General features: G+C 72.6%; 15 protein-coding genes. 7 read left to right on the plus strand and 8 right to left on the minus strand.

The window, feature by feature from the left end; translation table 11 throughout:
* Positions 1-6 precede the first annotated feature (6 nt).
* Entirely contained in the window at positions 7-624 is a 618-nt protein-coding gene (locus ABT026_RS20085) for a nucleotide exchange factor GrpE (protein ID WP_351116034.1), read from the minus strand.
* 9 nt (positions 625-633) lie between these two features.
* Positions 634-2,526 carry a molecular chaperone DnaK gene (gene dnaK / locus ABT026_RS20090; protein ID WP_351116035.1) on the minus strand — a complete coding sequence of 631 codons (1,893 nt, stop codon included), beginning with the start codon at positions 2,524-2,526 and terminating at the stop codon, positions 634-636.
* 446 nt (positions 2,527-2,972) lie between these two features.
* Here dnaK and ABT026_RS20095 point away from each other — a divergent pair, with 446 nt between their 5' ends.
* Positions 2,973-4,730, plus strand: a complete 1,758-nt coding sequence (locus tag ABT026_RS20095) for a PucR family transcriptional regulator (protein ID WP_351116036.1) — start codon at positions 2,973-2,975, stop codon at positions 4,728-4,730.
* Here the strand turns inward: ABT026_RS20095 and ABT026_RS20100 are convergent.
* From ABT026_RS20100 to ABT026_RS20115, 4 genes are all read right to left on the minus strand, one after another.
* The gene (locus ABT026_RS20100; protein ID WP_351116037.1) at positions 4,613-5,620 is read right to left on the minus strand and encodes a transposase family protein; all 1,008 of its coding nucleotides are present in this window, start codon (positions 5,618-5,620) and stop codon (positions 4,613-4,615) included. The two genes, ABT026_RS20095 and ABT026_RS20100, sit on opposite strands and share 118 nt — an antisense overlap.
* A gap of 448 nt (positions 5,621-6,068) precedes the next feature.
* Positions 6,069-6,368 (minus strand): hypothetical protein, encoded by a 300-nt coding sequence (locus ABT026_RS20105; protein WP_351116077.1) that lies wholly within the window; start codon positions 6,366-6,368, stop codon positions 6,069-6,071.
* A gap of 69 nt (positions 6,369-6,437) precedes the next feature.
* Positions 6,438-6,683, minus strand: coding sequence for a DUF6766 family protein (locus tag ABT026_RS20110; protein ID WP_351116039.1), 246 nt, complete (start codon positions 6,681-6,683; stop codon positions 6,438-6,440).
* Between the two features lie 86 nt (positions 6,684-6,769).
* A complete protein-coding gene (locus tag ABT026_RS20115) occupies positions 6,770-7,204 on the minus strand; it encodes a hypothetical protein (RefSeq protein WP_351116040.1) in 435 nt (144 codons plus the stop codon).
* A 219-nt stretch (positions 7,205-7,423) separates the two neighbouring features.
* Between ABT026_RS20115 and ABT026_RS20120 the strand changes: the two genes are divergently transcribed.
* The 6 genes from ABT026_RS20120 to ABT026_RS20145 all read left to right on the plus strand — a co-directional run bounded on the left by ABT026_RS20120 (position 7,424) and on the right by ABT026_RS20145 (position 13,974).
* The gene (locus ABT026_RS20120; protein WP_351116042.1) at positions 7,424-8,860 is read left to right on the plus strand and encodes an ABC transporter substrate-binding protein; all 1,437 of its coding nucleotides are present in this window, start codon (positions 7,424-7,426) and stop codon (positions 8,858-8,860) included.
* Between the two features lie 212 nt (positions 8,861-9,072).
* The gene (locus ABT026_RS20125; RefSeq protein ID WP_502968016.1) at positions 9,073-9,948 is read left to right on the plus strand and encodes a carbohydrate ABC transporter permease; all 876 of its coding nucleotides are present in this window, start codon (positions 9,073-9,075) and stop codon (positions 9,946-9,948) included.
* Complete coding sequence (locus ABT026_RS20130; protein WP_351116043.1) at positions 9,945-10,817, plus strand: carbohydrate ABC transporter permease; 873 nt, start codon at positions 9,945-9,947, stop codon at positions 10,815-10,817. Before ABT026_RS20125 ends, ABT026_RS20130 begins: the two co-directional genes overlap by 4 nt.
* A gap of 358 nt (positions 10,818-11,175) precedes the next feature.
* Positions 11,176-12,387: a cytochrome P450 gene (locus ABT026_RS20135; protein WP_351116045.1), complete on the plus strand. Its 1,212-nt coding sequence runs from the start codon at positions 11,176-11,178 to the stop codon at positions 12,385-12,387.
* Between the two features lie 38 nt (positions 12,388-12,425).
* Positions 12,426-12,626, plus strand: a complete 201-nt coding sequence (locus tag ABT026_RS20140; protein ID WP_351116078.1) for a ferredoxin — start codon at positions 12,426-12,428, stop codon at positions 12,624-12,626.
* 115 nt (positions 12,627-12,741) lie between these two features.
* On the plus strand, positions 12,742-13,974 hold the full coding sequence (locus ABT026_RS20145) for an MFS transporter (protein WP_351116046.1): 1,233 nt from the start codon (positions 12,742-12,744) through the stop codon (positions 13,972-13,974).
* 62 nt (positions 13,975-14,036) lie between these two features.
* Here ABT026_RS20145 and ABT026_RS20150 read toward each other — a convergent pair whose 3' ends face one another.
* Positions 14,037-15,338, minus strand: a complete 1,302-nt coding sequence (locus ABT026_RS20150) for a PP2C family protein-serine/threonine phosphatase (RefSeq protein ID WP_502968017.1) — start codon at positions 15,336-15,338, stop codon at positions 14,037-14,039.
* Between the two features lie 214 nt (positions 15,339-15,552).
* Positions 15,553-17,799 carry a molybdopterin-dependent oxidoreductase gene (locus ABT026_RS20155; protein WP_351116047.1) on the minus strand — a complete coding sequence of 749 codons (2,247 nt, stop codon included), beginning with the start codon at positions 17,797-17,799 and terminating at the stop codon, positions 15,553-15,555.
* Positions 17,800-17,866: the final 67 nt, after the last annotated feature.

The raw sequence follows: 17,866 nt of genomic DNA on the forward strand, positions 1-17,866 counted from the left end.
GACCCGTCACTCCCGCTTCGCGACAGTCACGGCGGCGGGCCTGAGCTGCCGTTCGCCCTCCCCGTAGCCCGGACGCAGCACCGCGACGACCGTGCCCGGTGGGGCGTCGGAGTCCTGGACGACGCCGACCACCTCGTGCCGGGCCGGGTCGAACGCGACACCGGTCTCCGCGTGCCGCGGGTAGCCGAGCAGTTCCAGGACGTTCACCGCCTGGTCGCGGACCGCCCGGACGCCCTCGACGATCGCGCCCGGGTCGGATCCCGCATGGGCCAGGGCGAGTTCGAGGTTGTCCAGTACGGGCAGGAAGGCGGCGGCCGTACGGGACCGCTCGCCCGCCCGTTCCCGCTCCAGTTCCCTGGCGTGGCGCTTGCGAAGGTTGTCGAGGTCGGCGAGCGCCCGCCGCCAGCGGTCCTCGAGTTCCTGGAGCTCGGCCGTGTGTTCCTCCTCGGACGGTGCGGGGCCACGGCCCGCGTCGGGGCCGGGTTCCTCGTCCGTGTCAGGCCCCGGCCCGGCCGGCGGGCCCGAGCGCGGAAGATCCTCGCGGGGAGGGCGTACCGCGCCCTCCTGAGCCGGGCCGGCCGGGTCCGGCACGGCCGGGTCGGAGTCCCTGGGGTGGATCGGCATGGCGGTTCCTCAGTCCTTGTCGAACTCGGCGTCGATGACGTCGTCGTCACCACCGCCGCTCGGGCCGCCGTCGGTGGTGTCCTGGCCCGGGCCGCCCGTGTCGGCGCCGCCCTGATGTGCCGCCAGCCCCGACAGCACCTGCTGGAGTTCGGAGGTCAGGGGCCGCACCCTCTCCAAGCCCGCCTCCTCCTTGACCGCCGCCCGGGCGTCCGACACCAGCATCTCGGCGCGTGCCTTCTCGTGCGCGGGTGCGGAGTCGCCCAGCTCGGCGAGGCGCTTGTCGACCTGGTACGCGACGGCGTCGAGCTCGTTGCGGGCGTCGACGGCCTCACGCAGGGCCTGGTCCTGGCCCTGGTTGCGCTCGGCTTCCTGGACCATGCGCTCGACCTCGCCGCGGTCCAGGTTGGAACTCTCGGTGATGGTGATGCCCTGTTCCTTGCCGGTGTCCCGGTCTCGGGCCTTGACGTTGAGAATGCCGTTGGCGTCGATGTCGAAGGTGACCTCGACCTGCGGTTCACCGCGCGGCGCCGGGCGTATGTCGGTGAGCTGGAAGCGGCCGAGCACCCGGTTGTCGGCGGCCAGTTCCCGCTCGCCCTGGAGGACGACGATGTCGACGGCGGGCTGGTCGTCCTCGGCGGTGGAGAAGGTTTCGGTGCGACGCACGGGAATGGTGGTGTTCCGTTCGATGATCTTCGTCATCACGCCGCCGCGCGTCTCGACACCCAGCGACAGGGGCGTGACGTCGAGCAGCAGGACGTCCTTGACCTCGCCCTTGAGCACCCCGGCCTGGATCGCGGCGCCCAGGGCCACGACCTCGTCGGGGTTGACGCTCATGTTGGGTTCCTTGCCGCCGGTCAGCCGGCGCACCAGCGCCTGGACGGCGGGGATACGGGTGGAACCGCCGACGAGGATGACCTCGTCGATGTCGCTCTCGCCGACCTTGGCGTCGGCCATGGCCTGCTGCACCGGACCCAGACAGCGCTCCACCAGGTCGCCGGTGATCTGATCAAACGTGGACCGCATGACCGAGTCGGTGAGGTGCTTGGGACCCGACGCGTCGGCGGTGATGAACGGCAGGCTGACCTGCGTCTGCGTCACCGAACTCAGCTCGGTCTTGGCCTTCTCCGCCGCCTCGAACAGTCGTTGCAGCGCCTGCGGATCCGTGCGCAGGTCGATGCCGTTCTCCTTCTGGAAGTCGTCCGCGAGGTGATCCACCAGACGACGGTCGAAGTCGTCGCCGCCCAGATGGCTGTCACCCGCCGTCGAGCGCACTTCCACAACGCCGTCGCCGACATCGAGGATGCTCACGTCGAAGGTGCCGCCGCCCAGGTCGAAGACGAGGACGGTCTCGTGCTCCTTCTTGTCCATGCCGTACGCGAGGGCGGCCGCGGTCGGCTCGTTGATGATCCGCAGCACCTCGAGTCCCGCGATCCGCCCCGCGTCCTTGGTGGCGGTGCGCTGGGCGTCGTTGAAGTAGGCGGGCACCGTGATGACCGCTTCCGTGACCCGCTCCCCCAGTTGCTTGGAAGCGTCGGCGGCGAGCTTGCGCAACACCTGGGCGCTGATCTCCTCGGGCGCGTACAGCTTGTCGCGCACCTTGAAGCGGGCTGCCCCGCCGTCGCCCTCGACGACGTCGTACGCCACCGCCCTGGCCTCATCGGAGATCTCGTCGAAATGCCGACCGATGAAGCGCTTGGCCGAGTAGATGGTGCCCTTGGGATTGAGGATCGCCTGGCGCCGGGCCAGCTGGCCCACCAGCCGCTCCCCGGTGTCGGTGAAGGCCACCACCGACGGTGTCGTACGGTTGCCCTCCGTATTGGGCACGACGGAAGGTTCGCCGCCCTCCCACGCGGCGATCACCGAGTTCGTGGTGCCCAGATCGATGCCCACTGCCTTGGCCATGAGGAACTCCTCCCGGTGCAGCGGCATGCGCCGCACCTGCGGATCCGATCGTTCGCGTATGAGCGGGACGTCTGCCATGAGCGCGACACCGCTGTCGCCGGTGCCCTGCCGCCCGCCGAGCAGCCGTACGGCCTCGTCGGCGAGGCCGTACGATCACGACGACGTCGTACCGGCCGGGCTGCGTCGACGGACGGAGGTGAAGTCCCGGCGTTAGGCCCTGCAGGGCCCACGGCAACAGGCCGAGCACTGCACGATGGCCCGGCACATACGTCCGAGAGTCGCGAACCGAGCAGCTCTACGCCTGCACCCGGCGGGTCAAAGAACGATGGAGCACCTCCCCCCGCGAGCACGAGACCCGAATACGGACATATCGGGTAGCATTGAGAGGGGTGGGCCAGGAGCGGATGCGGTCACCTCTCGGTGGTCTCAGGGAAGGGAGTCATCCCATGGCAAGCTCCCGGGGCCGGTCCGGGTACCGGCGAAGCAGCCTTCCCTCGGGCCGTCTGGGGCAGCACCCCACGATCTCGCGGAGGGGAGCTCTCCCGTCCCTTTCCACCCTGGCACCCCACAACCTTTCGGCAGTCTCCTTCGCCCTGTTCGACACCCTGGACGAGAGCGAGATCCTGCGCGTGGCCATGGACCACGTATCGGCCGTCGGCCCGTACAGAGCCGAGGCCGGATACCTCGCGGTGCACGGCCGGCTGGCCCCCAGCCCGCAGTGCGGACCGAACCATGCGTCAGCCATCGACCGGACGGTGCGAGAGCTGATGGGGCGGGACGGCCCCGTGGCCGTTCCCGGCCGGTCACAGGGCCGGGCCCTGGCCCTGCATGGCCCCGGTGGACTGCACGGCTACCTCGTGGTGACGTCTCGCTCCCGGCCCACCCATGCCCAGCGCTTCCTGCTCGCCACGCTGGTGCGGCTCACCGCCGCTGCCTTGTCGGTCGCCGTCGCGCACCGCCGGCAGCAGGAAGACGCGCTGGAACTGCACCGACTGCGACGAGAACGGGCGACCCTCCAGCGGCAGCTGATCTCCCTCGCAGTCGAGGTGGGGTGTCAGCAGGCCGTGCACGAGGCCCTCGCCAAGGTCGCGGCCGCGGGGGGCGGCGAGGACGCGATCACCGGCGCACTGCATGCGCTCACCGGATTTCCCGTGCTGGTGGAGGACCGCTTCGGCCGACTGCGGTCCTGGACCGGTCCCGGCCGGCCCGACCCCTATCCGGAACCGGACCCCGCCCGCCATGAGGAGATGCTCCAAGGGGTCGCCCGGAGGGGCGGACCTGTGCGGATCAGGGACCGGCTGGTCTCCCTGATAAGCCCCCGCGGTGAGGTCCTCGGAGTGCTGGCCCTGGTCGATGCTCGGGGCGAGGCGGACGAGCACACCGTGTTCGCACTGGAGCACGCCGCCACGTCCCTCGCCCTGGAACTGTCGCACCTACGCCATCTGGCCGGGGTGGAGCTGCGGCTGCGCCGCGAACTGGTCGACGATCTCCTTGCGGGCACGGACGAGGCGAGCGCCTATGCCCGGTCCGAGGCGTTCGGACACGACCTGCACCGCATCCAGTACGTGGTCGTCGTGCAGTGGAGGAGCCAGGTCCCGGACGACGCTTTCGCGCGGACCGTGGACCGGGCGGCTTCGGCCGTGGGCATGCCCTCGCTGGTGACCCGACGCTCCGACCACGTGGTCCTGGTCGCAGAAGGCAGGCCCCACGACCATGCCTTGTACGAGACGCTCGCCCGGGAGACCGGAGAACCGGACGGGATGATCGGGGTGAGCGCCCGCTGTGACACCCCGGTCGGCATCCCCGGCCGGTACCAAGAGGCACTGCGTGCCCTGGAGGTGCGCCGCCGGTCTCGAAGGCGATGCGGCACGACGTTCTTCGACGATCTCGGCCTCTACCGCATCCTGGGGCCCGGTAACGAGTACCGCGAGCTGGAGACGTTTGTCCAGGAGTGGCTCGGGCGGCTCGTCGACTACGACGGCCGGCACCGTACGGCACTCGTGGAAACCCTGTCCCGGTACTTCGACTGCGGCGGCAACTACGCCGAGACCGCTGAATCCCTCGCAATCCACCGCAGCACGCTTCGCTACCGCCTCCAGCGCATTCGCGAGATCGGCGGCCATGACCTCACGAACGTGGAGGAGCGCCTCAACCTGCAGGTTGCGACCCGGATGTGGAAGATCATGCCGGGCGGACCCGATTGAGGAGCCCACGCACCGCAGAGCCGGCTCCGCCGTCCACCGAAAGCGGCCGCGCCGGCCAACACCAGACGCCTGCGGCCGATTCGGTCACCCAGCGAGCCCATGAGGATAAACAGACCGGTGAGGAACACGCCGGGACCTCGGCTTGAATGCGCTGTGACTGCTCCTGCGCCCCTGGTGAAGGCCAGGGTCGCGTCCGACGGTGAGGGCGCGCTTGGCGGTCTTCTGGCCGGGGTGAGCTTGTGGGTGCGGCCGGCATGGAAGCCGGTGACGATCACGGGATCAAGTACGTCGTTGTCCAGACCGCGGTAGCCGAGGTCCGCCGACGCCCCAAGGGTGGCGGCGCGCAGGTGGGCCATGACGTGGTCCTGGCGAGCGGCGGTGTTGTCATGGGTGCGGTCGGGTCGGCGGCGGATAGTCCAGATCAGCCGCCCCCGCTCATCGGTCGGGGCGAGGAAGCGCAGGCCGTGATGGTGGTGCTTGCCGGAGCAGTCCCACCGGTCCGCCTTCCCGGTGCAGGGCTGGGTGGCAATGAGGGTGCCGTCGCTCAGGACCACCTCCCCGCCCTGCCGGGGATCAGCATCACGGCCAGCCGCCCACCCCCCCTGCCCGGGCGTCGGCCTGGCCGAGGCACGCTCGTCGGCGAGCTGCTCGCTCGCGCGTTCAAGGACCCGTTCGGCGACCGCGCGTTCGTCGCGCTCGGCCCCGTACGTCCGCCAGCTCCTTGGCCAGATGTTCTTCGAGTCCGTCCAGTGCCGCGAGGGATCGCCGCGTACGGCTCGGCCTTCGGCACCCGCGGTATGAACAGCACCGACTTCAGGCGCTGCTCTTGCTGTTATTGAGCGCGACGTGGCCCCTGTGTCATACGCAGGCCGAGTCAGAGAATGTTCCATTGGAACTCCTGATCGCCCCGCATGAGTGCCTCCACCCGCATCCGCACCTCGGTAAGGCTGGTCGGTGCGTGATGGACCTTGCGGGCGTTGGTCGTGATCACGCGTAGTTCGCGCAGGCCGGCCAGGACGGGGTAGCCGGGCCAAGTGGTGACGTCCCAGCCGTAGGCATCTGCGAAGCGGCGGTAGTGGTGCTGGCCGTAACCGAAGCGGCGGCAGTGGACTTCGATGGTGAGGAGGTCCCATTCGGGCTGGCCGTAGGTGACCGTGTCCCAGTCACACAGGACGGCCCCGCCGTCCGGGGCGTGGAGGGCGTTCCGGTGCTGGCGGTCGCCTTGGATCAGGGTCTAGGGGGAAGCGGATGTCTCGGAGTTCGGCTGCGAGGCGGTCCGTCTGCGCTTCCATGAACCGGATGGCGTCCGGGGGCAGGCAGGTTATGGCGGAGAGAGCGTCAGCTGGCGCCGACGTTGTCGTGCTCGGGGAAGCCGAGAGGTGGCAAGGGCAGGTTGTGAAGCTCGCAGAGAGGCTGGGCCAGTTGCTCGGCCTCGACGGACTTCTCGGACTGGGGCAGGTAGGTCCAAAAGGTGACCGCATGGCCGTCCACGAGGACGGGTTGGTCGACAGGGTGGAGCGGCACGGTGGGGAAGCCGGTGGCCACCAGTCGTCTGACGAACTCGACCTTGCGGGTCACGTCTTCGACGCGGGAGCCCTTGCGGGCGATCTTCGCGACGACCTGTTCCTTCTCCAGCAGGACAAACGCGTTGGTGTGGCCGCGTAGGAGGTGGGAGGTGCGGCTGTCGAGGCCTGGAGCCCTTCTGCTTCAGGTATGGGAGGTGTTCTGCAGGTACTCCGACTGCCAGTTCTCGGTGACGTCCACCGCGAAGTCCGAGGAGGTGGCGTAGGCCAGGTACCCGACCGGGGGCAGCTGGGCGGAGACGAGGTCGTTGTTCATCTCGGCGCGTCCGGCGATCAGCTGGCCGAGCAGGGTGAGCAGGAAGCCCGCCAGGAACGCGAGGCCCAGGCTGTTCTCCCGCAGGAAGCGCCGGGCGCCGCGGTGCGCGGTCATCGGTGCATCAGCCCCAGGGTGGTGAAGTAGGCGAGCCCACCGAAGATGATCAGCAGGGTCGTCGTGAAGAGCAGCCGCACCGGACGTCACCCGCCCTTCAGGCCGCACCGGTAGGGCTGGTCGGGCCGCGACTCGCAGCCGGCGGCGGTCACCTTCCAGCCGCCCGGGAACTGCGACAGGAAGAGGGTGTCGCCCTCCAGCACCACCCGGGCCTGGTCGCCCCAGACGTCCACCGCGCGGACCGCCCCGGCGGCCGGGAGGTCGTCCTCCTCGATGGCCTGGCGGATCGCCCGGGGGCAGCCGCTCCCCGCGGTCTGTTCCAGCTCGTCGCGGGTGCCCGGGGCCAGTGCCGCGCACAGCAGGGCGTGCCGCCCCGCGTCGCGGTCGAGTTCAAAGCGTGTGGCCTCCGCCTGGGCGGCGTCGCGTCGCTCCGCCACCGCGCCGCAGGCGCCGAGCGCGGCGAGCGACAGGGCGAGCACCGCGGCCCGCGCGGTGGCACGTCCGTACCGGCTGCCTCGCATGTCGCCTCCCGCCGTCGGTGTCGCGGTCCGTCCACCCATCCGATCCACGGGCGTTGCCGCACGCAAGCGGGACGGGGCCGAACGGAACGGCGTTCCGGGGAGGCCGCCCGTTCACCGCCCGTCCGGTTGCGGGCGGTTCGTGCCCGCGCTTACTCCTGATGGACCGGCAGGCGATGCCGGGCCACCGGCCCGGTGCAGGGGAAGGCGATGAGGTCACAGATGCGCGAGGCCCGACGGCCCTGTCGGCGGCCCTGGAAGGCCGCACTCGCCGCCGCGGCGGCTCTGCTGCTCGGGTCGCTGTCCGGCTGTGGCGGGGAGACCGGGCCGGGCCGTCCGGACCGCCGGATCACCGTCTGGTCGCAGGAGAGCCTGCCGGATCGCATCGCCGCCACCGAGAAGGTGGTCGACCGGTTCCGGCGCGAGAGCGGGATCGAGGTCGAGCTGGTGGGGGTCGCCGAGGCGCAGATGCCCCAGCTGGTCATGTCCGCCGCGGCCTCCGGAACGCTCCCCGACGTGATCGGGGCGGCCACGCTGGGACAGATCTGGCAGATGTACGGCAACGAACTGCTGAACACCCGGATCCCGGACCGCGTCGTCGCGACGCTGGGGCCCGGCACCTTCGACGCGAACGCCCTCGCGCTGGCCTCGGACGGCGCGACCCGTCTCGCGGTGCCCTCCGACGCCTGGCTGCAGCTGCTGGTCTACCGCAAGGACCGGTTCGACCGGGGGCGCCTGTCCCCGCCGGACACCTACGGCCGGATGCTCGACGCGGCGCGCCGGCTCACCGGCGACGGCCGGGGCGGGGTGTCCGCGGCCACCGATCCCGCCGACGTCTTCACCTCGCAGAGCTTCGAGAGCCTGGCCCTGGCCAACGACTGCCGTCTCGTCGAGGCGGGGAGGGTGTCCCTGGCGTCGCCCCGCTGCGAGCGGGCGTTCGCCGTGTACGACCGGCTCGCCCGGGACTACGGGGCGCCCGGCACCCAGACCGTGGACTCCACCCGCGCCACCTACTTCGCGGGGCGCAGTTCCATGGTGATCTGGTCGTCGTTCGTCCTGGACGAGATGGCCGGACTGCGGGCCGACGCCCTGCCGAGCTGCCCGGAGTGCGCGAAGGATCCCCGCTTCCTGTCGAGGAACAGCGGGATCGTCACCTCCCTGCGGGGACCGGACGCCGCGGAGCCCGCCCAGTTCGGCGAGGTGACCTCCTGGGCGGTGACCCGGACCGCCGAGGAGGAGGCCTCCCGCCGGTTCGTCGAGTACATGATGGGCGCCGGGTACGAGGGCTGGTTCGGGATGGCGCCGGAGGGAAAGATCCCCGTCCGGCGCGGCACCGCCGAGGAACCGGACCGCTATCTGCGGGCCTGGCGGAGCAGCGAGCTGGGGGTGGACCGCCGCCGGCCCATCGACGAGGTGTACCCGGCGGAGCTGCTGGACCGGCTGGTGGAGGGGGTGCGCCGGATGCGCCGCTGGGGTATCGCACAGGGCGAGGGCGCCCTGGTCGGCGCCGCGGGCGGCGAGCTGCCGGTGTCCAAGGCGATCGGCGCGATGACCGCGGGGCAGCTCTCCCCCGCCAGCGCGGCCGCCCAGGCCGACGAGGAGGTCGCCTCCCTGCGCGCGTCGCTGGAGCGGGCGGCCGCTCCCCGGAGATCGCCGTGAGCTCCGCGGCCGGTCCTCCGCCGGCGCCCCGCACGCCCGGACGCGGGCCCCGCACGCCCGGACACGGACGCCGGCCGGCCGGACGGCACCGGTCGACCGGCCCTCGGCCCGAGCCCCGCCGGTCCGCCCGCGGACCGGCGTCCCGGCGACCGTCGACCGCGAGCAGCCGGGCCAACCGGGCCGGCATCGCCTTCGTCTCCCCCACTTTCCTGGTGGTGCTGGTGGTCGTCGCCCTGCCGATCCTGTGGACGGTGCTGCTCGCCTTCCAGGACGCCCGGCTGGTCGACATCCAGGGCATGGGGCTGCTGGGCCACTGGACGCTGGACAACTTCTCCGAGGTGTTCGCCACCGGCGGCTTCTGGGAGAGCCTGCTGGTCACCCTGGTCTACACGGTGGGCGGGACGGCGGGCTCGATCCTGCTGGGGCTGGTCGCCGCGCTGGCCCTGCGCCGTCCGTTCCCCGGGCGCGGGCCGCTGCGGGCGGCGATGCTGCTGCCCTACGTCGTCCCGGTGGTCGCCGCCGCGTTCCTGTGGGAGGTGGCCCTCTCCCCGCAGTACGGCATCGTCAACGACTGGGGGCGGCGCTTCCTCGGCTGGGACGACCCGATCGCCTTCCTGACCTCCCGGCGCTACGAGGTGGGCCTGTTCGGCGCGCACGTCGAGGTGCCCCTGGCGCTGCTGACGGTGATCGCCTTCGAGAGCTGGCGGTACTTCCCCTTCGCGTTCCTGTTCGTCCTGGCCCGCCTGCAGGCCGTCCCGGCGGACCTGGAGGAGGCGGCCACCGTGGACGGGGCGACGCCGAGCCAGCGGTTCCGGTACGTGCTGCTGCCGCAACTCACCCCGGTGCTGGCGCTGTTGTGCGTGCTGCGGTTCATCATGACGTTCAACAAGTTCGACGACGTCTATCTGCTGACCGGCGGCGGCGCGGGCACCGACGTGGCGGCCGTGCGGGTCTACGACTTCCTCACCGCCCGCTACGACGTGGGCGCGGCCGCGGCCCAGGCGCTGGTGCTCGCCGCCTCGCTGATGGTGCTGCTCGGCTGCTACTTCCGGTTCTTCGGCGACCGGGCGCGCGAGGAGGAGACGTGAGGGTCTCCCGGGCACGGTTCGAGGAGCGGCTGTTCGCCGTGGTGCGACCGCTGGTGGTCGTGGTGCTGGCGCTGATCACCCTGGTGCCCTTCCTCTACATGCTGCTGCTGTCGGTGAAGCCGATCGACGCGCTCCTGCTGGACCCCGGGTCGCTGTGGGTGTCGGCGGAGGACTTCACGGTGTCCACCTACCGCGACGTCCTGCGGTCCACGGACGCGGGCGGGCAGGGCTTCCTGCGGTTCCTGCTCAACTCGGCGCTGGTGTCGCTCGGGACGGTGGCACTGACCCTGCTCGCGTCGGTCCCGGGCGCGTACGCGGTGAGCCGGCTGCGGTTCTTCGGCCGGCGTCAGGTGAGCGCCCTGTTCCTCGCGGTCTACCTGTTCCCGGCGACCCTGCTGGCGGTCCCGCTCTTCGTGATCTTCGCGAGGCTGGGGCTGTCCTCCAGTCTGGTGGGGCTGGCCGTCGTCTATGTGGCGCAGACGGTGCCGGTCTCGGTGTACATGCTGAAGAACTACCTGGTCACCGTGCCGGTCTCGGTGGAGGAGGCCGCCGCGCTGGACGGCTGCACCCGGCTGCGCGCGGTGCGCAAGGTGGTGCTGCCGCTGGCCGTGCCGTCGCTGATGGCCACCGGGCTGTACGTCTTCATGATCGCCTGGAACGAGTTCCTGTTCGCCCTGCTGTTCCTCGCGGCGGACCCGGAGCGGTGGACCGTCTCGCTCGGCCTGGCGCAGCTCGCCGACGGGGTGGAGGTGCCGAAGACGGTGCTGATGGCCGGATCGGTGGTGCTGACGGTCCCGGTGGTGCTGCTCTTCTTCGCGGCGGAACGGCTGCTGACCGAAGGACTCACCGGCGGGGCGGACAAGGGCTGATCCTCACGGAGCGGCCCGCTCGGGCCGCTCGGATGCCTCGGGGCCGCCCGGGACGCCCGGGGTCGGCCGGGGCGCCTAGGGCCGGCCGCCTGGGGTCGGCCGGGGCCCCGGGGTCGCCCGGATGCCAATTCCCGCCATTGTGGGCGGCGTCGGCGCACGGCGCGCCCGCGGGGCCCCTCGGACCGTCCGTGCCGGTCAGCGCGGCCGGGCGCGGTGGACCGCCGGGTTCCGCGCCGGGCCCGCGGACCACCGGCTGCCGGGAACCGGCCGCGCGGCGCGTGACGCCTTCTGGCCGGGCCGGACCGGCGTTCCTAGGGTGACGCGACACCTGATCCCGTCCCGTTTCAGGAGGCCCGCCATGTCGGTCGACGACGCCGCACCGCTGAGCTATCCGTTCCCCTGGCAGTCGGCGCTGGAGCCGCCGGCCGAGTTCGCGGAGCTGCGCGAGGGGTGTCCGCACGCGCGGATCGCCGTGGGCGGCGGGGAGATGACGCTGCTGACCCGCTACGCGGACGTCCGCACGGTCACCGGAGACCCGCGTTTCTCCCGCGACCTGTCGGCCGAGGGCGCGGTCGGCCTGAACGCGGACGGCACGGACCTGTACAGCCAGAGCGAGTCCAAGAGCATGGCGTCGGCCGGCGAGGCGCACGAGCAGTGGCGCCGGATGGTCAGCCGCTGGTTCACCGCCAAGCGGATGACGGCGCTGCGTCCCGAGATCGAGCAGATGGCGGAGGAACTGATCGACGCCATGGTCGAGCGGGGCGCGCCCGCCGACCTGAGCGCCCTGCTGGCCTTCCCGCTGCCGATCCGGGTGATCTGTTCCATGCTGGGCGTGCCGGACGAGGACAAGGACCGCTTCGCCCACTGGTCCAACGTCATGATGAACTTCAGCCGCTTCTCGAAGGAGGAGACCGCGGCCTCGACCGCCGAGTTCGACGCCTACATGCTCGGCCACATCGAGGCCAAGCGGCGCGAGCCGGCGGACGACATCATCAGCAACCTGATCGTGCAGACCGACGCCGCCGGACACCGGATGGCCGGCGCGGACCTGCTCGAGACCGCGAAGGCGCTGCTGGCCGCCGGGTACGAGACCACGGCGAACAGCATCGGCAAGATGACGGCGTTCCTGCTCGCCGACCGGTCCCGCTGGGAGGCCCTGCTGGCGGACCCTTCCCTCATCCGCACGACGGTGGAGGAGGCGCTGCGGTTCGACGCCCAACTCGGGCTGGGGCTGCCCCGGTTCATCAGCGAGGACGTGAAGGTGGGTGACGCCGTGGTCCCGGCGGGGACGACGGTGATGCTGAGCATGGCGGCGGCCAACCGGGACACGACGGTCTTCGAGCGGGCCGACGAGATGGTCCTCGACCGCAGCCCGAACCCGCACATCTCCTTCGGCGTGGGCCCGCACTCCTGTGTCGGGCAGGCTCTCGCCCGCACCGAGATGGCGGTGGTGCTGGAGGTGATGCTGCGACGCCTGCCCGAACTCGAACTCGCCGTACCCGTGGAAGAGTTGCAGCTCGACGACGGCCTGATCGTCACCGCCCTGACCGCCCTCCCGGTGCGCTGGTGACGCCGGGAGGAGGCGTGCCGGGAGCGGGGGCGGCGGGCGTGAAGGTGACGGTGGACCAGGGGCTGTGCTGCGGAGCCGGCCAGTGCGTGCTGGTGGCCCCGGAGGTGTTCGACCAGCAGGAGGAGGACGGGCGGGTGGTCCTCCTGGATCCGGAGCCCGGCGAGGGGCACGCCGCCGCGGTGCGGGAGGCCGCGGCGACCTGCCCGACGGGCGCGGTCCGGCTGGTCGACGGAGGCTGACGAGGGCCGACGGGTCCGAGGGCGGCCGGAATTCCGTTCGACCGGTCCGGGACCGCGTGGCATGATCACGCGGTCCTGCCCCGCCCCCACCGGAGTCCCTGTGCGTTGTCGCCTCGTGCCCGCCCCTTACCGCAGCCTCTTCGCCGCCGAGGGAGCCACCGCGTTCACCGGGGCGGGCTTCCTCGCCCGGCTGGCGCTCGCCATGTCGGGCGTCGCCACGGTGGTGATGGTGTCGTCGACGCACGGGTCCTACGCCCTGGCGGGTCTGGTCACCTTCGCCTCGCTGATCACCACGCTGGTGACCATGCCGTGGCTCGGGCGGCTGGTCGACCGGTTCGGGCAGGCCCGGGTGGCGGTGCCGGCCGCCGTGTGGTCGTCCGCCTGGACCGGCGTGCTGGTGGTGTGCGCGGTGCTGCGGGCCCCCGCGCGGGCGCTGATCGCCGCGAGCGTCCTGTCGACCACCGCGCCGAACGTGGGCGCGATGGCGCGGGCCCGGTGGGCCGAGATACACGACGGCGACGCCGTGGCCATGCACCGGGCCAACTCCTTCGAGCAGGTGCTGGACGAGGTGTGCTTCGTCCTGGGCCCGGTCCTGGCCGTCGCCCTGGCGACCTCCGCCGCGCCCTGGGCCGGCAAGGTCTGCTCGTTGGCGCTCACCCTGACCGGCACGCTGCTCTTCGCCGGCCGGCGCGGCACCGAGCCGCCGGTGCGGGCCGCCGCTCCCGCGTCCGCGGACGGCCGTTCCACCGCCCCGCTGCGGCAGCCGGGCATCCAGGTCATGGCCCTCACCTTCCTGTGCACCGGTGCGGTGTTCGGCTCCCTGGAGCTGGTCACCGTGGCGTTCACCGAGTCGGTGGGCCACGGCGCGCTGGCGGGGGTGGTGCTGGGACTGCAGGCGGCCGGATCGGCGGTGTCGGGGCTGCTGTTCGGCGTGGTCGCCTGGCACGGCGGGCCGGTGCGGCGCTTCCTGGCCGGTGTGGCCGGCATGGCGGTTCTGATGCTGCCGCTGGTGTTCGCCGGCACGCTGACCGCGTTGGTGCCGCTGATGTTCCTGGCCGGGGCGGCCACCTCCCCCACCATGATCACCGGCACCGGTCTGGTCCAGGAGCTGGTGCCCCGGGAGCGGATCAACGAGGGCCTGACGCTCACCACCACCGCGCTGCTGGGCGGCATCGCGCTCGGCAGCGCGGCGGCCGGCTGGGTCGTCGAGCGGCACGGCGCGGAGCACGGTTACCTGCTCCCCGCGGTCGCGGCGGGGGCCGCGCTGGCCGTCGCCGTCGCGGGCGCGGCGCTGCTGCGGCGGGGTGTGCGGACCCTGCGTCCGGAGACGGCCGCCGTCCTGGCCTGACGCGGCGGTCCTCGACGACGCCGGGGCACGGGGCGGCCGCCCCGCTCGTGCCCGCGGCCGGCTCAGTCGTCCGGCGGCAGGCGCAGGGCGAGGATGGCCACGTCGTCGCGTCCGTCGCTGGGGTGGTGGTCCGCGAGCGCGTTCACCAGCTCGTCCACGGGCAGGGCGGCGTGGGTGAGCGCGAGCTCCAGCAGGGCGTCCAGTCCCTCGTCGATGGCGTGGGCGGGGTGCTCGACCAGGCCGTCGGTGAAGAAGACGACGGTGGCGCCCGGCGGCAGCCTCCTGCGGTGGTCCGGGCGGTCCATGGACGGGTCCACGCCCAGCGGCAGTCCCGGTTCGTGCAGCAGGTACTCCGCCTGCCCGTCGGGCTGGATCACCAGGGGCGGGTAGTGGCCGGCCACGCACCAGTGGAGGTCCCATTCCCGCCCGGCCGGCTCGACCCGGGCCACCAGCACGGTGGTCACCGGCTGGGTGGTGCCGGCGGCCACCGTGACGTCGAGCTGGCGCAGGATGTCGCTGGGCGGGGTGCGGCGGTCGTAGAACAGGGCCCGCAGCATGTTGCGGATCTGCGACATGGTGGCGGCCGCGGGCAGGTCGTGGCCGTAGACGTCGCCGATGACGATGCCCAGCGCGCCGTCCGGCAGCCGCATCGCGTCGTACCAGTCGCCGCCCAGGTGGTTGGGCTCCTCGGCGGGGCGGTAGACGGTGGCGGCGGAGAAAGGGCTCAGGTCGGGCAGGGTGGGCAGCAGCAGGCGCTGGAACGTCTCGGCGCTGTCGCGGACCTGCTCGAAGAGGCGGGCGCTCTCGATGGCGATGCCGGCGGCGCTGGCCAGCGCGACCAGGACCTCCTCGTCCTCGCTCTCGAAGGGTTGGCCGTCGAGGCGTTCGGAGAGGTAGAGGTCGCCGTAGATCTCGCCGCGGACGCTGATGGCGACGCCCAGGAGGCTGCACATGGCGGGATGACCGGGCGGATAGCCGACCGATGCGGGATGGCCGGAGATGTCCCGCAGCCGCAGCGGCTCCGGATTCTGGATGAGCAGACCCAGGACGCCCTCGCCGTGCGGGAACTCGATGCCGGCCAGCGCCTCGTACTCCTCCTCGCTGAGACCGACCGTGATGAACTGCTCGAGGCTCTCGCCCCCCTCGTCGAGCACGCCGAGCGCTCCGTAGCGGGCGCCGCACAGTTCCATGGCGGTGGCGACGATGCGCCGCAGGACCTCGCTGAGCTCGAGCTCCCCGGTGATGGCGAGCACCGCGTCCAGCAGTCCCTGGAGCCGGTTCTTGGTGGAGCCGAGCGCCCGCAGGTGCCGGGCGATCTCGTCCATCTCGGAGTCGAGGCGCTTGCGCAGGTCGGCGAAGGGCATCTCGTCGTTCTGCTGCTGCTCACTCACCGCGCCCGCCTCCCGGTGCGCCCGCCGGGAGACCCCCGGCGGCCCTTTTCCCGTGTCGCGCGGTGCACCCCGCCTCCTGTCCCGGCCGTGGACGAACGGCTTCCACCCTCGCACGCAGGGAGGTGGGGGGCCCGTCCGGTTGGTCCGATCGCGTCGGCGCGGGCGCGGGCGCGGCAGGCGGGCCGGGTCAGCCGGCGGGCGAGAGGGTGACGGGGAATCCGTTGAGGACGGCGGTGCCGGAGAGCGGGTCGAGCAGGGTGCCGTCCAGGAGCTGGTTGACGTTGGCGCCGGGGTCTGCGGAGGCGTGGCGGGTGCGGGTGCCGGGCCGGTCGTGGCCCCAGCCGTGCGGCAGGCTGACCACGCCGCGGCGTACGGCGTCGGTGAGCTCGGCGGGCGCGGTGACCTCGCCGCCGGCTCCCTTGACGCGGACCGCCTGCCCGTCGGCGATGCCGTGCAGGGCCGCGTCCTCGGGGTGGACGTGCAGGGTGCAGCGGTTGGAGCCGCCGGTGAGGGCGGGGATGTTGTGCATCCAGCTGTTGTTGGAGCGCAGGTGCCGCCGCCCGACCAGCAGCATCCCCTCGGGGCGGTGGCCGAGGGCCTGCCGCAGCCGGGGCAGGTCGCCGGCGATCGGCTCCGGCAGCAGTTCGATCCGTCCGCTGCGGGTCCGCAGCACCTCGGGGATCCTCGGGCGCAGCGGTCCGAGGTCGATGCCGTGGGGGTGGTCGAGGAGTTCGCTCAGCCGGAGACCGCCGGGGCGGGCGCCGAAGCCGTCGCCGTAGGGGCCGAGGCGCAGCATCAGGTCGAGGCGGCGTTCGCAGCCGTCCGCGCCGGTGAGGTCGGCGGCGAGTTCCTCGGGGTCGCGGCCGTGCACCGCGGAGTGCGGGTCCTGCACGGCGTGGCCGAGGGTGCGGGAGATCACCGTGGCGTCGACGGTCGCCGGGTCGGCGTCGGGCGCGCCGCTCACCGCGAGGACCAGGCGGGCGAAGATCTCGCTCTCGGCCATGCGTCCGGTCTCGAGGGGCACGGCGGGGCGGGTGTAGCGCACCTGGTTGCGCACCGCGAGGGTGTTGAAGGCGAAGTCGTGGTGCGGGCTCTGGGCGGGCGGCGGGGGTGGCAGCACCACGTGGGCGTGCCGGGAGGTCTCGTTGAGGTAGGGGTCGACGCTCACCATGAAGTCGAGTGAGGCGAGCGCCCGGTCGAGCCGCTCCCCGTCGGGCGCGGAGAGGACCGGGTTGGCCGCCGAGACGACCAGGGCGCGGATCGGCTCGCCCTCCTCGGTGGGGGTGTCGATCTCCTCCGCGAGGGCGGCCAGCGGGAGTTCGCCCTTGGCCTCGGGGTGCCGGGCGACCCGGGAGTGGCGGCGGCCCAGGGTGAAGCCGCGGCCCGGCCCCGCCGGCCGGGGCGCCCGGGCGGTGGCGGCCAGCGGGAACATCAGGCCGCCGGGGCGGTCGAGGTTGCCGGTCAGGACGGCGAGCACGTCGACCAGCCAGCTGGCGAGGGTGCCGTGCGGCACGGTGCAGCTGCCGACGCGTCCGTAGACCGCGGCGGTCGGCGCGGCGGCCAGTTCGCGGGCCAGCTCGCGCACCTCGGCGGGCTCCACGTCGCAGACGTCGGCGACCGCCTCGGGGGTGAACTCCCGCAGTGCCTCCGGCAGTCGGTCCAGGCCGTCGAGGTGCGGCGCGAGGTCGCCGGTGTCCACCAGGTCCTCCGCGAACAGCACGTGCGCCATGGCGGCGAGCAGCAGCGCGTCGGTGCCGGGGCGGATCGCCACGTGGCGGTCGGCGAGCGCGGCGGTGCGGGTGCGCCGCGGGTCGATCACGGTGAGGGTGCCGCCGCGCCGCCGCAGGGCCTTGAGGCGGCCGGGGAAGTCGGGGGCGGTGCACAGGCTGCCGTTGGACTCCAGGGGGTTGGCCCCGACGATCAGCAGGTGGTCGGTGCGGTCCAGGTCGGGGACCGGGATGGCGTCGGGGTCGCCGTAGAGCAGTCCGCAGGAGACGTGCTTGGGCATCTGGTCGACGGTGGAGGCGGTGAAGAGGTTGCGGGTGCCCAGCGCGCCGAGCAGCAGCCGCGGGTAGAGGGCGCCGGCCATGGTGTGCACGGTGGGGTTGCCGAGCACCATGCCGACGGCCTCGCTCCCGTGCCGCTCCAGGACCGGGGCCATGCCCTCGGCGACGGCGGCGAACGCCTCCTCCCAGGTGGCCTCGCGCAGCACGCCGTCCCGGCGCACCAGGGGTGCGCGCAACCGGTCGGGGTCGCCGTCGAGCCGGCCGAAGGCCGCGCCCTTGGGGCAGACGAAGCCCTGGCTGAACACGTCCTCACGGTCGCCCCGGGCGCCGGTTACCCGGCTGCCCTCCACGGTGAGCACGAGTCCGCAGGTGGCCTCGCACAGCGGGCAGATCCGCAGCGCGGTACGGGAGTTGCTGACCTCGGACATGGTTTCCTCCCGCACGGCGACGACGACCGGGCAGAGCATACCGACCGGTACGCCTGTTCGGGAGAGG

The organism is Streptomyces sp. NPDC002734 (assembly GCF_040295685.1).
Lineage (GTDB): Bacteria > Actinomycetota > Actinomycetes > Streptomycetales > Streptomycetaceae > Streptomyces.

Coding starts and splice junctions, on each gene's coding strand:
- ABT026_RS20135 (WP_351116045.1), top strand. CDS start 11,176: ATGTCGGTCGACGACGCCGCACCGCTGAGCTATCCGTTCCCCTGGCAG.
- ABT026_RS20100 (WP_351116037.1), bottom strand. CDS start 5,620: ATGGAACATTCTCTGACTCGGCCTGCGTATGACACAGGGGCCACGTCG.
- ABT026_RS20095 (WP_351116036.1), top strand. CDS start 2,973: ATGGCAAGCTCCCGGGGCCGGTCCGGGTACCGGCGAAGCAGCCTTCCC.
- dnaK (WP_351116035.1), bottom strand. CDS start 2,526: ATGGCCAAGGCAGTGGGCATCGATCTGGGCACCACGAACTCGGTGATC.
- ABT026_RS20085 (WP_351116034.1), bottom strand. CDS start 624: ATGCCGATCCACCCCAGGGACTCCGACCCGGCCGTGCCGGACCCGGCC.
- ABT026_RS20110 (WP_351116039.1), bottom strand. CDS start 6,683: ATGACCGCGCACCGCGGCGCCCGGCGCTTCCTGCGGGAGAACAGCCTG.
- ABT026_RS20115 (WP_351116040.1), bottom strand. CDS start 7,204: ATGCGAGGCAGCCGGTACGGACGTGCCACCGCGCGGGCCGCGGTGCTC.
- ABT026_RS20120 (WP_351116042.1), top strand. CDS start 7,424: ATGCGCGAGGCCCGACGGCCCTGTCGGCGGCCCTGGAAGGCCGCACTC.
- ABT026_RS20155 (WP_351116047.1), bottom strand. CDS start 17,799: ATGTCCGAGGTCAGCAACTCCCGTACCGCGCTGCGGATCTGCCCGCTG.
- ABT026_RS20150 (WP_502968017.1), bottom strand. CDS start 15,338: ATGCCCTTCGCCGACCTGCGCAAGCGCCTCGACTCCGAGATGGACGAG.